A 16,241-nucleotide genomic window follows, 5' to 3' on the forward strand; every position below is an offset into this window, starting at 1 on the left:
GCTGATGCTTTTAACCAAGATGGACAACAAACGGCAAAAATTGATAAAAGGAAAATCACAAAACTCCCAACGGCCGGATAATAAGAGTTTAGTTATAGGTAGTATAGTTGCTACTTTGATAGCTATAATACCTTATTTATTTTATTTATATGAAAGTGTTCCTTCTGTAAAAGTATGGGACACTTTTTTATTTACATATAATAGTGGTTATTTTGAAGATGCAAATATTGCAATGTGGATTTTAACTGGAAAAATAATTCCATTATATATATTATTTATATGGTTTTTCACCTGTCGGCATTGGTGGTACCATGTATTACTTGTCCCCATATCAATGTATACTTATCAAATATTTGTATCGCTAAACGAGGACTTAAAATATTTTGATTCTAATCAACTAATCTATTTGATACCTATAATGGCAATCATTGTACCTTCAATTTATTTGATCAGAGCTCAAATATTTAATAAAATTAATGAAGCTAATAAATCTTTGGAAGAACTAGAGGATGAATTCAAAATATCGCCTAAAAACTTTTGGGGTAAAGTAAAAGAGTATTTTTAATTACTACTTTTTAGCCTATCCCTTTCTTGTAAATTAATTTCTTTTTTATTGGTGTTTAATCTAAAGTTTCCAAATTTATAATTAAATCCAAATGCAACCAATCTATTTTCTATTCTAGAATTTAAAAACACATCTTGATTTAAATATTTAGTAGTTTGTGTAAAATTTTGTGTGTTAAAAATATCCGTAATACCAATGCTTAATGACGCTCTATTATCACAAAATGTTTTTCTTAGATCAATACCTAAACCTGATCTGTCACTGGTAATAGTAGGACCACCTACTATAGGTGAAATATATAAAAAGGAAATATCAGCAGTTAAACTTTTATCTTTTAAAAAAGAAAAAGAATTAACAACTTGACTATATACAGACCACCTATCAGTCTCGTATGCCAAATTATTACTTTCTAAAGCTAAAAAACGATTTTCATAATAGAAAAAGGAAGACAACATATATAAACTCCAATTTTTAACTACTCGTGTATTAGTTATAAAGTCTAAGCCATATGAAATTGACACATCTGTGTTTGTGTTTATATATTTAAGAGAATTTGCTTCATTATCTTGAAAAGTAATTTGAATTGTTGGATCATTTTCATAGCGATAATAAATTTCAAAAGTATACTTAGTATTTAATGTATATCCAAGCGTAAATATATGATCTATTTGCGGCTTTAAATTAGGATCACCAGTTACATACGCATTGTCATTTAAAAAATACTTAAAAGGGTTAAGCTGATTATAACGTGGTCTATAAATACGCTTATTATAATTGAAGTATAATTCATTATCATCGTTTAATTTATGTAACAAATAAAAAGAAGGAAACAACTTTAAATAATCATTATCACTATTTTGGTTAGTCTCTAATGAATTTCCTTTAATGTTAGTGTATTCTGCTCTTAGTCCAGATTTAAAACTCCAATTAGTCCAATCTTTTGAATAACTTATATAGGCTGCATAATTAGTTTCATCGTATAAAAAAGTATCTGAATTTTGAAAATCTTCTATCTTTTCGTCGTTTTCAAAAATAAATTGAGTTAAAATACTCTCAGAATTAATATCAGAGACCTTTCCTCCTGCCTCAAATTCTGCTGATTCGCCTATTGGTAATTCATAATCTACCTGACCCGTATATAATTTTATAACCTGACTTGAAAATGTTTGAAATCGATTGCTTCTTATTAGCATATTATTAGGAAAACGATAATCTGTATCTACATTTTGAAAACTTGAAAAATCATAATTGGTATGATGGGTACTTACAGAGAGCTTCTCTCCTGCTCTTTTAAATTTATGAGTATAATCAAGTGTAAAAGCTAAATTAAATGTTTCATCTACTTTACGGTTTAGCGTATTGAATGTAGAGTCTAACACTCTATTAGCATCAAAAACCTCAGTTAAAGAATTAATCGAAGTTTTTGTGTTATCTCTTGGGGTGATTAACATACTTGTAGAAAAACCTAGACTATTGTTTTCGTTTATGTCATAATCAATATTACTGTTTATGTTTTGGTTTGCGGTTTCTCTTGTTCTTTTAAAATCTGTTTCCCAACTTGAAGTATTTTGGTTATTATTATCTATAAAATTTATTGATTCATCATTATGTCTAAAATCTTTTCTAGGGCTTATGCTGTAATTTAAATAAGCGTTAAGTTTCTTAGTTTTAAAAAAATGATTAGTCCCCAATGCATATTTTGGAAATTCAGAACCTTGTTTATAATTACCAAAAACACTTCCATGATAACCAGCAATGATATTTTTACTAGTTACAATATTAAGTACGGCTGCGCCTTCAGCTTCGTATTTTGCAGGCGGGTTAGTAATAACTTCAATAGATTTTACATTACTAGCAGATGTACCTTCTAAAAGTTGTTGTACTTCACTTGAAGACAGATGTACCCTTCTGTCATTTATGTATATTGTTGGTGTCGATTGTTTTATAGTTATTGTCCCATCATGAACCAATACACCAGGAGTGTGCTTTAAAACATCTAAAATATTATCATTTGATAGTGTGGAATTTTCAACATTAAAAACTAGGCGATCCACCATGCGTTTAACAGTGGGTCTCTTTGCTACAACAGTCACCCCATCTAGTGTCTCTAAATTATCTTCAAGTATAATAGCATCAAAATGAATATTTCTATCCAATTCTACTCTGGTAGAATATGCCTTAAAACCAAGAAAACTAACTTTTAATATATAATCCTGAGCTTTTAAATTTTCTATTATAAAATAACCATTTTCATCTGTAGATGTACCATTCGCGTCTTTAGCAACCCCAAGACTGGTAATAACTATATTTGCATACGCTATTGGATTGTCATTAGCGTCTTTAACATACCCATTTAACCTATATTCCTGAGAAAAAGATGAGAGAGATAGCAGTAGACTAAAATAATAACATAGATTTTTAATCATATATATATTTATGATGCAAACTTATAAATAATTAATTTAAAACATTTTATGGAGTTACTATAAAAATAGTGATTATTTTCTTACAAAAAGCCAAATAAAAATATTAATCTTGCTAGCAATTAAAAAACTAAAATAATTATTTTGAGTTTATATCAACAATAGAAAAATTATTTGTAATTTGATTTTTTATTAATTAAGCTAACCATGTCAAAATCACTCTCGCCTTTTACAAAGCAGCAACTTTTACCTCAAGAAGAAACTCTTGAACTACTAAGACATAAGGGAGAATTATTTATAGGTATACCTAAAGAAACTGCTTTTCAAGAAAAGCGTGTGTGCTTAACCCCAGATGCTGTATTTGCTTTAGTAAGTAATGGCCATAAAGTATTGCTTGAGTCTGGTGCAGGAAATGGTGCCAGCTTTAGTGATAAAGACTATAGTGAAGCCGGAGCAGAAATCACAAAAGATACTGCTAAAGTATTTGCTTGTCCGATGATTCTTAAAGTAGAGCCTCCCAGCATAGAACAAATTAAACTTATTAACCCTCAAACTATATTAATATCTGCGCTTCAAATAAAAACCCAGTCAAAAAAATATTTTGAAGCATTGGCATCAAAACGGGTCACTGCTTTAGCCTTTGAGTTTATACGAGACGGAGACGGAACCTACCCTGCCGTGAAATCGTTAAGCGAAATTGCAGGTACTGCCTCTGTTTTAATTGCTTCAGAGTTACTATCTGATGCTAAGGATGGTAATGGGTTAATGTTTGGGAATATTAGTGGTGTTCCTCCTATAAAAGTTGTTATTTTAGGAGCAGGGACTGTTGGTGAGTTTGCGACTAGAAGTTCTATAGGTCTTGGAGCAGATGTAAAAGTCTTCGATAATTCCATTACAAAATTAAGAAGAATACAAGCAAATCTGGGTAGACCGTTTTTTACTTCTACAATTACACCAAAAAATTTAACCAAAGCCTTGAAACGTTGTGATGTTGTTATTGGGGCTATTCGTGGAACAAATAGAGCGCCTGTAATCGTTTCGGAAGCTATGGTTCAATCAATGAAAAAAGGAGCTATTATTATAGATGTAAGTATTGATATGGGAGGTTGTTTTGAAACTAGCGAAGTAACCACACACAAAAAACCTACATTTATAAAACACAATGTTATTCATTATTGCGTTCCTAATATTCTAGCAAGATATTCACGTACAGCATCTGTTTCTATAAGTAATATATTTACGCCTTATTTGCTGAAAATAGCTGAGGATGGTGGTATAGAAAATTCTTTAAGATTTGACAGAGGTTTAAAAAATGGGTTGTATTTTTACCACGGAATTTTAACTAGTAAATCTGTAGGTGATTGGTTTGATTTAGACTTTAGCGATGTTAATTTGCTGATTTTTTAATTGATTACAGCTCTGATTTATTTCACTAAACACATTAAATGAAACTTATACAACGCGTTGGCTATTATCTAGGCGGGTTTTCTATCGGATTAATAATATTAGCTTTCTTCTTAAATGGTAAAAAAACCTCATGTAGTTACGGTCCTGATGCTAGAGTTTTAAAGAATATTAGACTAAAGAAGATTATTTATAGTGATAATATTCAATCTGATTTCAAACTTTATAATATAGACTCGGTAGCAATAAATCATATTTTAAAAAAAGGCAGCATAAATTTTTCTGAAAGTAATGCAAGACAAAAACCATGTGGTATATATAATGTTGAGGGTGAATTTGAGGAAAAAGAAATTATATTAACTGTTGAAAATTGTGACAGCATAGCCACCATAACTAACTTTAAAATAGAATACTAACAATGCTTAAACGTAGTTTTGATGTTATTCTTTCTATAATCGGATTATGTGTCCTCTCTCCTTTTTTAATATTAATTTCTGTTTTAATTATATTAGATTCAAAAGGGCCTATTCTTTTTGTTCAAGGACGTGTTGGAAAAAATAATATAGATTTCAATATTTTTAAGTTTCGCACTATGCGTGTGCAATCTCAAAATAAAGGCTTACTTACTTTAGGAAATAATGATTCCAGAATAACCAAAGTAGGTTATTTTTTAAGGCGCTATAAAATTGATGAGTTTCCTCAGCTTATAAATATTTTAAAAGGAGATATGAGTTTTGTTGGTCCAAGACCAGAATTACGGTATTATGTAAATTTTTATAATGAAGATGACATGCAAATTTTTTCCGTTAGACCAGGTATTACCGGGTTAGCATCTCTAAAATATAGAAATGAAGTAGAACTTTTGAAAGCCGCCAAAGATCCAGAAGATTTTTTTATAAATACTGTTATTCCAGATAAACTAAAATATAATAAGGAATATATTAGAAAACGGAATTTCTTTTTTGATTTAAAACTTATTGGACTTACCATAATTAAAGTAATTATTAAGTAGTTTCTATTGTATTTAAGTATTTGGCTCAAAACATTATTATTTATACTTTGCAAATACCATTCATATTTCATAAAATATGCGTTTAAGCGAATCTAAAAGTCAAAAATGAATAAGACTACCTCAGATCATATAGATCAGTTATTAATTGATTCTGGATTGTTTCCTACCCCTAAAAAAACTCAAAGACCTATAAAAAGTTTTGATTTTTCTGATGATACTATTTTAATCACGGGGGCTGCTGGCTCTATAGGTAGTGAGCTTTCCAAACAATTGTTAACATGCAGTTATAAAAAACTAATCCTTGTAGATATTGCTGAATCGCCTCTTTATAATCTTATAAAAGATTTAGAGTTTGAAAACACTAATAAGATTGATTTTCTTCTTTTGAATATTACAGAACAACAATCAATAAAACATCTTTTTGAAACCTACAGACCTACACTTATTTTTCATGCTGCTGCATACAAGCATGTTCCTTTAATGGAAGATAATCCATATAAAGCAATTAAGCTTAATATTTTAGGAACAAAATTACTGACAGACTTGTCCATAAAGTATCACGCTAAAAAATTTATTTTTATTTCTACAGACAAAGCCGTAAACCCAGTAAGTGTTATGGGAATGTCTAAGCGTATAGCAGAAAATTACCTGAACAATTTATCTAATAATCTAAACACAAAATTTAGCATAACTCGATTTGGTAACATATTAGGTTCTAATGGATCTGTTTTACCGCTCTTTAAGAAGCAAATAGAATCAAATACACCACTTACGGTCACAGATAAAAGTGTTTCCCGCTACTTTATAAGTAAAAGTAAAGCTTGTTCTTTAATATTACAGATTGCTACTTTTAATAATGAAGAGAGCAATATATTTACTTTTAACATGGAAAAGCCAATTAGAATAATTGATTTGGCAGAAAGATTAGTCGCACTTTACAGTAAAATTAATAAAAAAATTGAAATAAGAATTACAGAATTACGCCCTGGAGAGAAGCTCCATGAGAGCATTGTTTCTAATAGCGAAATATTAGTGCCAACCATTAATAAAAACATTCTACTGGTTAAGTCAAAAAATAATTTTGAAGCTAAAAATATTGATTTTTCTGAATTAGAAAGTGTGACACTTAATATGTCAAATTCAGAAGTTAAATCTATTTTAAAAAAATATCTCTAAATTATAATGCTTTCCGACGCTTCTTTTCTTTAGTTAAAAGAGATAATTCTCTGCCGGTTTGCCCAGCTACAGAGGTATTCTCCTCAGCCCTTCTAATTAAATAAGGCATAACATCCTTTACTGGGCCAAAAGGAATGTATTTAGCAACGTTGTAACCTTTATCAGCTAGATTAAAACTAATGTGATCACTCATACCGTAAAGCTGACCAAACCAGATACGGTTATCGTTATTTTTTAATTTTTTACTTGCCATTAATTGCATTAATAAATATGAACTATTCTCATTATGAGTTCCAGCAAATAAAGACATGCAATCTAAGTTTTCAATCATGTACAGTAATGCACTATCGAAATTCTCATCAGTAGCAGTTTTATTTATGCAAATAGGAGACTTATACCCTTTTTCTTTGGCTCTATCGTTTTCTTTTTCCATATAAGCACCACGAACCAATTTATAACCAAGAAAGTAATTGCCTTCTTTTGCTTTTTGATGTTCTTTCTTTAAAAATGCCAATCTATCATGCCTATACATCTGCAATGTGTTATATATAATAGGTTTTTCTGTATTATACTTTTGCATCATTTCCGTCACTAATCCATCTGCAGCATCTTGCATCCAACTTTCTTCAGCATCAATTAAAACTGCAACATCATTATCCTTTGCTTTTTTACAAACAATATCAAATCTATTTACAACACTATCCCATTCCTGTTGCTCTTTTTGAGTTAAAACTTCTCCACTACCAACTTTTTCATATAAACTTAATCGACCAAACCCCGTTGGTTTAAATACAGCGATAGGAATAGCATCAATATCCTTAGCAAAATCAATAATTTTGAGTATGGTATGCATGGCAGAATCAAATTCCTTTTCACTTTCTTTTCCTTCAACAGAATAATCTAAAACAGAGCTTACCCCTTTTAAAAACATCCTATTGATTACAGACAAGCAATCTTCTTCGTTAACACCTCCACAAAAATGATCAAATACGGTAGAACGAATTAAACCTTCAATCGGTAAATTGGCTTTAATAGCAAAGTTAGTTGCAGCAGTTCCGATTCTAACTAGAGGCTCAATAGATATCATTTTAAATAAAAAGTAAGCGCGTTCCAATTCAGAGTCATTCTTTAATGAGAATGCAATTTCTGTGTTATCAAATATTTTATCTGTACTCATGAAAAAAATTTGTGTAAATATAAATATAATCCATATCTCATTTTATATAAATTACTATCATTTTATATGCTAAATACTATCATTTTATGTAAAATCTCCTTAATTTCACAAACTTTTAAAAGCTATAATAATTTCATGGATTCAATTACCACAAACGAGTGCACAATTCATTTCAACAATGCTTGTTATAAACCTATAAACAAACACATTAAGGACAAGAACTTTTCTAAAATCTTTATTTTAGTTGATGAGAATACACATGAATTTTGCTTGCCATATTTTTTAGAAAGATTAGAAACAGATATCGTTATTGAGATTATAGAAATTGAATCTGGAGAAATTAATAAAACGATAGATACTTGTGTAGGTGTTTGGAATACACTTTCTGATTTAGATGCTGATAGAAAAAGCTTAGTTATTAATATTGGAGGTGGTGTTATTACAGATTTAGGTGGTTTTGTAGCCTGCACTTTTAAAAGGGGTATTGCATATATTAACATCCCTACTACTCTACTCTCAATGGTAGACGCATCAGTTGGAGGAAAAACAGGGGTTGATTTAGGACATTTAAAAAATCAGATAGGAGTTATAAGCAATCCAGATTTAGTGCTGATAGATACCAAATACTTAAACACGTTACCACAAAATCAAATGCGTTCCGGATTAGCCGAAATGCTTAAGCATGGTTTAATTAGTGACGAAATCTATTGGAATAAATTTAAAAACTTATCAAAATTAACTTTAGATGATTTAGATATTTTAATTTACGAATCTGTATTGATTAAAAAGAATGTTGTTGAAAATGACCCGTTTGAAGATAATCTACGTAAAACCTTAAATTTTGGTCATACACTTGGCCATGCTATAGAATCTTTCTTTTTAAGCAACCCAAATAAAACTGCATTATTACATGGAGAGGCTATTGTTATAGGTATGATTTTAGCATGCTATATTTCTACTGAACTAGCAGGTTTTCCAAAGCAAACAACAATAGATATTAAAAATTTATTTATTGACTATTATGGTAAAGTTAAAATTAACGAGAACGAATATCCAGAGATAATTGAATTACTAAAATATGATAAAAAGAATAATCATGGCAATATCAATTTTGTACTTTTAGAATCTATTGGTAATCCAAAGATCGATTGTTTGGTTGATGACAAAATAATAGTTGATGCTTTTCGTTTTTACGACAACTAATAGTAAATATTAGTTTAATATTACATTCGCAACTTTATAAATGCTTCATTTTTTTTCTAAGAAACTATTTTTAAAAGACTTACTGGAAGGTTTTGTGGATATCCATAATCATATTCTTCCAGGTATTGATGACGGTGCAAAAAATGTAGAAGAGTCTTTATGTTTAATAAGAAAAATGACAGCATTGGGAATAAAACAGTTTATACCTACGCCTCATATCATGCAGGATTTTTATCCTAACACAGAAGAAACCATTGGTAATGCATACCATGTTTTATTAGAGGCTTTAGATACAGAGATTACATTAAATCCGGCTGCAGAATATATGCTTGATAGTCATTTTGAAAGTTTATTAGAAACAGGACATTTATTTACTTTAAAAGGAAAGTATCTACTTATTGAAATGTCATATTTCCAAGCTCCGATTAATTTAGAAGATCTTATTTTTAAAATAAAAACACAAGGTTATACTCCTGTTTTAGCTCATCCTGAGCGTTATTCGTTTTATCATAATAATCTGGAACACTATGAAAGGTTAAAACAATTGGGTTGCTTTTTCCAACTTAATTTACTTTCACTAAGTAATCATTATGGTAAAAGTGTTGAAAAAACTGCTGATTATTTAATCGAAGAACAACTAATAGATTTTGTTGGTACAGATATTCATAATGAAAATCATATAGATAAATTATCAAATTTGGTATTAAACAAAAGAAGAGATAAACAACTAAAAGAAATAATCAAAAATACAAACCAAACGTTTTCAGTTATTTAAGCTTTTCTTTTAAAAAAACTTTTCTTTTTCGGAGCTCCGTAATAACCATATTTGGCTCCATATCCAAAATTAGATTGTTTTACATCATTAACAACAAGCATCATACCGTTGAGTTTATTTTCTGCATGTAATTCTTTAGCGAAATTCAAAATGCGCTTTTCCGTATAATCTGCTCTTGTTAAATAAATGGTATGTCCAGCATATTTACTTATCAATAATGTATCTGTAACAAGCATAGATGGTGCCGTGTCAACAATGACATAATCATATTGGTCTGAAACAGTGTCAAATAAATCTTTTACTCTGTCATTCATTAAGAGTTCTGCTGGATTAGGCGGTACTTTTCCTGAAAGTAAAATATCTATATTTATGCCATTAATATCATAAGTATTAATAGCTTCTCCGACTATAATTGATTTATCAACTAAAAATTCTGTAAGTCCTATTTTTGAAGAGGTTTTTTCTTTTTTACTATTTATAGCAGAATAAATTTGAGGGTTTCTAATATCCGCTCCTAACAGTAAAACTCTTTTCTCTGCATTAGCTAGTGTAAGGGCCATATTCAAACTAAAAAAGGATTTCCCTTCTCCATTGATAGTTGATGTTACAAAAATGACATTGTCATAATTTTTAGTATTTCTGCCTCTTTTTACATAATCAAAATTTGTTCTTACTATTCTAAAAGATTCAGATAAAATAGATCGATCGTTACGTTCTACTAAAGTACTCTCACTCCCCTTTACTCTTGGAATTTCACCTAAAACGGTTATGTTTTTAACCTCCCTTTCTAAATCTTCCTTATTGTGAATTTTTGTATCTAATAAATTCCTTACATAAATAACGAAAAAAGGAATAACAAACCCAAAAAACAAGGCAGTTATATAGGCCATTTGTTTGTTGGGTGATACAGGCCCTCCGTAACTATTATAAGCTTCATCAATTATTTTTGCACTAGGAGAAGTCGCTGTTAAAGATATGGTAGCTTCTTCTCTTTTCTCTAATAGGTATAGATATAGTGATTCTTTTATCCCTTGCTTTCTCTCAATAGATCGTAATCGACGTTCTTGACCAGGCACTGAAAATATTTTAGAATTAATCCTTTTTGATTGATTTTCAAGGCTCCCAATTTGAATTCTAAGTGATTTACTTGAATTATTAATACTTTGCTGAAGGTTTTGTCTTATTCCCCCTAATGTTTGGTCTAATTCTTTAACTATAGGATTTTGCTCTCCAGCACTTTTTAAAAGTGTCCTTCTTCTTTCAAGGAGTTGATTATATCTAGATGAAAGCTCAGTAATTGCTGCATCTCCCAAGCCTAAATTAGATGGAATGGCATCATATTTCCCTGATGAATCTCCCAACGCATCTTTCATATAGCTTAATTGATTCAGCTGCATCCTGCTAGCATCTAATTGTTGTTCGTTTAATGCACTTGAACTTAAAAATTGACCAGCTTCAGAAGCGACATCGGTCACCTTATTTCCTGTTTTAAATTTTACAATGCTATCATCAACATTTACTAAATCTGAAGCTATCAATTCAACACGCTCATTGATAAAATTCGCGGTGTTTCTTGATATTTCATTTTTCTTTTCAATGGTAGAAATATTATACTCATCAATAAGCGTGTTGACTATGTCTTTAGCTTTTTGTATGACAGGGTCAGTAATACTAACTTCAATGACTTTTGATGATTTTCCTGTAGGGTATATAGAAATTCTATTTTTAAGGGATTCAGCTAGCGACTCCAAAGGTGTTATTCTAACCCTAATGTTGTTTCCGACATAACCCTCTAAATTTTTATCTTTTGGAGTGATTATAATGCCTCCAAAAAATGTAGGAATGGTTTCTCCAAAAGTATATTTTTTTGGCACATCTTCCTCACCAATTCTAAAATTAAAATCTGTTGAAGAAAGAATTTCGGTATAAAAATTGAAACTTGTATTATTGATAATTGAATCAGCTTCAATGAAATTAATAACTATTGGAGAACTTTTATAAAGTTCAGACTCGTTAACTCTTCCTTTAACAAAATAGTTGATATTTAAATGTAACCTTTTAACAATATTTCTTAAAAAACTTCTAGATTGGATCACTTGTATTTCATCCTCAACCATGGCATCCTCCTTTTCAGAAAAAAGAGATAAATCTTTTAAAGCCCCTGCAGATGCATCTTTATCATCTAAGAGCATTATTTTAGCGGCTGCTATATATTGAGGAGTTGTATACCTTAGATTTAAGTAAGATAAACTTAAGCATAGAATACAACTTAATACAAACCATTTCCACTGCTTGAGATAAACAGAAATCATTTTCTTTAGATTAAATTTAAAATCTTCAGAATTATTATCAGGTAAGTTTCTGTTATCAATTAAGGCCATTTTTATTTTTCTAATTTCGAGTAATTAATAAAAGTGTAGTGGTTATAAGAAATGATGTAATTGTAATTAATGTACCAATTCTTGCATCACCAGAGGCTCCACTTATTGCAGAATTGTTGGGCTCAACATAAACATAATCATTTTGTGTTAAATAATAAACGGGAGAATTAAAAACTTCTTTGTTTGTTAAGTCTATTCTAGTATACGTTTTTGTGCCATTAAAGTCTCTGACAACTAATATATTATCTCTCCTACCTTTTATGGTTAAGTCTCCCGCCATGCCAAGAGCCTCAAGAATAGATATTCTTTCTCCAGAAACCGGATAAACACCAGGGCTATTAACCTCTCCGGCTACAGTAACTCTAAAATTAAGAACCCGAAAAATAATTACAGGATCTTTTAGTAGATCGCCTTCAGCAAATTTTTTCTTGAAAAGTGCTTTTGCTTCTTCAACAGTAAGGCCTAACAATTTTATTTTACCTAAAACCGGATAATCAATATTTCCTTCTATATCAATTAAATAATCTATCAATTCTCCTCCTTCTCCTCCTGAAGATTTAACTAAATTATATGGCTTTGTAACAGTTTGATCTAGAGTAGATACATAAACACTCACTACATCTCCAACTTTTAATTTGGCTGTAAAGGTGTCAGTATCTACAATAGTTTCAAAACTCTTGGCATTCTGAAAGTAAACTATATCCTGTTTTGATGCACACGAAGTTAAAAGCATACCAATTATCATGGTAGCAATTATCATCTTACTTCGTATAAGTGGTCTATCCATTTTTAATATTATTTGGGGAAAATAGTAAAATTAAAATTGATTATTAAAGGTTTCCGTAATTTTTATCAGCTCTGTTTTCTGATAATCCTTTAACTTTTTTATAAATCTGAACTCTTTTGTCAAAACGTTCGTAATCAGAATTGTTGGATTTATATTCTGGAATTAATCGTTTCATTTTCATAACAATATTGTTATTTTGAAAACGATTAGTTATGCACAACTCTTCTATTTGTGCTTTAACTTTATCGTAATCTAATTCCCTGGTCTTACTGATCATTATCTTTTTATGGTACGTAGATAATGTGTTTTCGCCATTAGCTAATAGCTCTTCATATAGTTTTTCTCCTGGCCTTAATCCAGTAATTTTAATATCAATATCTTCTGGGAACCTTAAACCAGAAAGTTTTATCATATTCTTTGCTAGATCATAAATTTTAACAGACTCACCCATATCGAATATGAAAATCTCTCCGCCTTTACCCATTGTTCCAGCTTCCAATACTAATTGAGAGGCTTCAGGGATAGTCATAAAATATCTGGTGATATCTTTGTGAGTTAAAGTAAGAGATTTACCACTTTCTATTTGTTTTTTAAATAATGGAATAACAGATCCGTTAGAGCCTAATACATTACCAAAACGCGTTGTGATAAATTTTGTTTTACTTTCTTTTTGAAGACAGCTAATATACATTTCTGCCATTCTTTTTGTTGCTCCCATAACACTTGTTGGATTAACAGCTTTGTCCGTGGAAACGAAAACAAATTTTTTCACATTATATCTAGACGCCGTATCCGCTAATAATTTAGTACCATTAACATTAATCTTAATAGCTTCATATGGTGATTCTTCCATTAAAGGAACATGTTTATATGCTGCGGCATGAAATACCATTGTAGGCTTGTGATTTTGAAAAATGGTATCTATTCTTAGACCATCTCGAATATCAGCTACAATAGCAGTGAAATTATGTTTTCCATTTTGCTTTAAATCCTGCTGTACATCATAAAGTGCAGATTCAGCCTGATCAACCAAAATTAATTTCTTAACATTAAAATTAGAAAGTTGTTTAACCAATTCACTCCCTATAGACCCTGCCGCACCAGTAACAATAACCGTTTCTCCTGTAAATTCATTTATTAAATTAGGGTTGTTTATCTCAATTGGCGGTCTTCCCAGTAAGTCTTCTATTTGTACTTGTTTAATTTGTTTAACATTTAATTCGCCATTAATCCAACTTTCAATAGGCGGTATTTTAGTGATTTTTATATCAAGATTCACTAGATTAATCAAGTTTTCTTTTTCTATATTTTTAGAAGCAATAATTAATTCATCTATTTGATTAGATTCTATATATTTATTATTAATTTTTTCTTTTGAAAAAATAGAAATACCATTTATAGATTTACCTTTCTTTTTTGAATTATCATCAATGAATCCAACTACTTGAAACTTTGTAGTTACATTACTTATCAAAGCGTTATAGGTAACAATTCCTGAGTCTCCTGTCCCATAAATCAATACCCTTTTTGAAGACATCAGTTTACATTTTAAATATTTGTAAGACATTTTAAAAAGTAATCTGCTTGCACTTAGCACAACAAAACCTAGCAAAGCATGCATTACTACAATAGATAGTGGTATTGTAAATTCAGGAAGTATTTCAAGCATTCTGTTAACAGACACTACAGCTATACATATTAATGACATCACACTAACAGATTTAAATAAATTTACGACATCTGTAAATCCTGTATGCCTGATAACACTTTTAAAAGACCCTATTAACAAAAAGCTAAAAGTAGCTACTATGGTTAGGAACGGTAATTGAATAAAAAACTGTTTTAAATCGAAATTTAATGTAAAATTAAACCTAATTAAATATGCCATAAAAAATGTTGACAATACAATTGCCAAATCAATAGCTAAAACGAGCCATTTCGAAGCATATTTCTGAGAGAAATAGGAAAAGTAATTATTTATCATAAGTTGGGGGTTTTTAAAATATTATTAAGCACTCTATCTAAATCGTCTTGACTTAAATTAGATCCACTTGGTAAACAAAGGCCTTTATCAAAAAGATCTTCCGAAATTCCATTTGTAAAATGGAGACAGTCTTTAAATACTGGTTGCATATGCATTGGTTTCCATAGTGGTCTGGACTCGATATCATCTTTCAACAATGTGAGTCTTATTTGTTCACGAGTCTCAAAAGAGTCAGTTTTAATACAAGTAATCCATCTATTTGAAAAGAACCCTTGAGGTTCTTCTAAAAATTCGATAGTATTATATTGTGATAAATTCGCTTTATAAAAATCGAAATTTTTCCTTCTAGCTTTAACTCTATCATTAATCACTTCCATTTGTCCTCTACCAATACCTGCCAAAACGTTGCTCATTCTATAATTATAACCTATAGATGAATGCTCATAATGAGGCGCATTATCTCTTGCTTGGGTCGATAGAAAAACTGCTTTTTCTTTTAGGCTTTGTGTATTAGTAATCAAAGCGCCTCCTCCTGAGGTGGTTATTATTTTGTTACCATTAAATGACAATATTCCAATATCGGAAAGTGTAGCACAATTTTGATCAAAATAAGTACTACCTAATGCTTCAGCACTATCTTCTATTACTGGAATTTCATATTTTTCAGCAATAGCATTAATTTCATTTGCTTTATAAGGCATCCCATATAAATGCACTGCTATAATTGCTTTTGGTTTTTTATATTTTTCTATTCTATCTTTAATAGCTATTTCCAATAATTCTGGAGACATATTCCAAGTATCAGATTCACTATCTATAAAAATAGGTGTAGCTCCTTGATACAATATAGGATTTGCTGAAGCAGAAAAAGTAAAACTTTGACATAATACTTCATCTCCTTTAGATACATGAAGCAATTGAAGTGCTAAATGAATAGCAGCTGTACCAGAACTTAAAGCAGCAACATGCTTGTCTTCACCTAAATAAGTTCTTATATCATTTTCAAAACCGTCAACATGAGGACCTAATGGAGCAATCCAATTAGTTTCGAAAGCTTCTGCTACAAACTTTTGCTCTGTCCCTCCCATGTGAGGTGATGATAAATATATTTTAGTTTTGGTCAACATTTATAAGTTTATAATTTCAGTTTATTGCATGAGATATGCGTACAACCTTTTACGGTTACACAATTAATTACATTTGCTATTTCTGAATGATTTCCCTCTTTATTCATAAAACAAAATTAATTACCAATTATTAGCTTAAATTAACCTTAGTATTAAGTGATTCTTAAAATATTTATTATTAACCTATTTAAATGGATTAATTGAGAGATTTTGAAAATATTTTATTT

13 protein-coding genes are annotated in these 16,241 nt (G+C 30.0%); 7 read left to right on the top strand and 6 right to left on the bottom strand.

Going from position 1 to position 16,241, the window contains the following annotated elements; genetic code table 11:
- The first annotated feature begins 19 nt into the window (after window positions 1-19).
- On the top strand, window positions 20-565 hold the full coding sequence (locus Q4Q34_RS17220) for a hypothetical protein (RefSeq protein WP_303317655.1): 546 nt from the start codon (window positions 20-22) through the stop codon (window positions 563-565).
- On the opposite strand, the gene Q4Q34_RS17225 is transcribed toward Q4Q34_RS17220, so the two are convergent.
- The gene (locus Q4Q34_RS17225) at window positions 562-2,991 is read right to left on the bottom strand and encodes an outer membrane beta-barrel protein (RefSeq protein ID WP_303317656.1); all 2,430 of its coding nucleotides are present in this window, start codon (window positions 2,989-2,991) and stop codon (window positions 562-564) included. The genes Q4Q34_RS17220 and Q4Q34_RS17225 overlap by 4 nt on opposite strands.
- A gap of 204 nt (window positions 2,992-3,195) precedes the next feature.
- On the opposite strand from Q4Q34_RS17225, the gene Q4Q34_RS17230 reads away from it, so the two are divergent.
- The 4 genes from Q4Q34_RS17230 to Q4Q34_RS17245 all read left to right on the top strand — a co-directional run bounded on the left by Q4Q34_RS17230 (window position 3,196) and on the right by Q4Q34_RS17245 (window position 6,580).
- Window positions 3,196-4,395 carry an alanine dehydrogenase gene (locus Q4Q34_RS17230; protein WP_303317657.1) on the top strand — a complete coding sequence of 400 codons (1,200 nt, stop codon included), beginning with the start codon at window positions 3,196-3,198 and terminating at the stop codon, window positions 4,393-4,395.
- Window positions 4,396-4,433: 38 nt separating this feature from the next.
- Entirely contained in the window at window positions 4,434-4,808 is a 375-nt protein-coding gene (locus Q4Q34_RS17235; protein ID WP_303317658.1) for a hypothetical protein, read from the top strand.
- 2 nt (window positions 4,809-4,810) lie between these two features.
- Complete coding sequence (locus Q4Q34_RS17240; RefSeq protein ID WP_303317659.1) at window positions 4,811-5,404, top strand: sugar transferase; 594 nt, start codon at window positions 4,811-4,813, stop codon at window positions 5,402-5,404.
- Window positions 5,405-5,509: 105 nt separating this feature from the next.
- A complete protein-coding gene (locus Q4Q34_RS17245) occupies window positions 5,510-6,580 on the top strand; it encodes an SDR family NAD(P)-dependent oxidoreductase (protein ID WP_303317660.1) in 1,071 nt (356 codons plus the stop codon).
- Between the two features lies 1 nt (window position 6,581).
- Here Q4Q34_RS17245 and Q4Q34_RS17250 read toward each other — a convergent pair whose 3' ends face one another.
- Window positions 6,582-7,757, bottom strand: a complete 1,176-nt coding sequence (locus Q4Q34_RS17250) for a proline dehydrogenase family protein (RefSeq protein WP_303317661.1) — start codon at window positions 7,755-7,757, stop codon at window positions 6,582-6,584.
- A gap of 135 nt (window positions 7,758-7,892) precedes the next feature.
- Here Q4Q34_RS17250 and aroB point away from each other — a divergent pair, with 135 nt between their 5' ends.
- Window positions 7,893-8,960 (top strand): 3-dehydroquinate synthase, encoded by a 1,068-nt coding sequence (gene aroB / locus Q4Q34_RS17255; RefSeq protein WP_303317662.1) that lies wholly within the window; start codon window positions 7,893-7,895, stop codon window positions 8,958-8,960.
- Between the two features lie 40 nt (window positions 8,961-9,000).
- The gene (locus Q4Q34_RS17260) at window positions 9,001-9,735 is read left to right on the top strand and encodes a tyrosine-protein phosphatase (protein ID WP_303317663.1); all 735 of its coding nucleotides are present in this window, start codon (window positions 9,001-9,003) and stop codon (window positions 9,733-9,735) included.
- Here the strand turns inward: Q4Q34_RS17260 and Q4Q34_RS17265 are convergent.
- The 4 genes from Q4Q34_RS17265 to Q4Q34_RS17280 are packed head-to-tail and all read right to left on the bottom strand — an operon-like array spanning window position 9,732 to window position 16,014.
- Window positions 9,732-12,116, bottom strand: coding sequence for a GumC family protein (locus Q4Q34_RS17265; RefSeq protein ID WP_303317664.1), 2,385 nt, complete (start codon window positions 12,114-12,116; stop codon window positions 9,732-9,734). The genes Q4Q34_RS17260 and Q4Q34_RS17265 overlap by 4 nt on opposite strands.
- Before the next feature lie 10 nt (window positions 12,117-12,126).
- Window positions 12,127-12,903, bottom strand: a complete 777-nt coding sequence (locus Q4Q34_RS17270; protein WP_303317665.1) for a polysaccharide biosynthesis/export family protein — start codon at window positions 12,901-12,903, stop codon at window positions 12,127-12,129.
- Between the two features lie 43 nt (window positions 12,904-12,946).
- The gene (locus Q4Q34_RS17275; protein WP_303317666.1) at window positions 12,947-14,887 is read right to left on the bottom strand and encodes a polysaccharide biosynthesis protein; all 1,941 of its coding nucleotides are present in this window, start codon (window positions 14,885-14,887) and stop codon (window positions 12,947-12,949) included.
- Window positions 14,884-16,014, bottom strand: coding sequence for a DegT/DnrJ/EryC1/StrS family aminotransferase (locus Q4Q34_RS17280; RefSeq protein WP_303317667.1), 1,131 nt, complete (start codon window positions 16,012-16,014; stop codon window positions 14,884-14,886). Before Q4Q34_RS17280 ends, Q4Q34_RS17275 begins: the two co-directional genes overlap by 4 nt.
- Window positions 16,015-16,241 lie beyond the last annotated feature (227 nt).

The organism is Flavivirga abyssicola, assembly GCF_030540775.2.
Taxonomy (GTDB): domain Bacteria; phylum Bacteroidota; class Bacteroidia; order Flavobacteriales; family Flavobacteriaceae; genus Flavivirga; species Flavivirga abyssicola.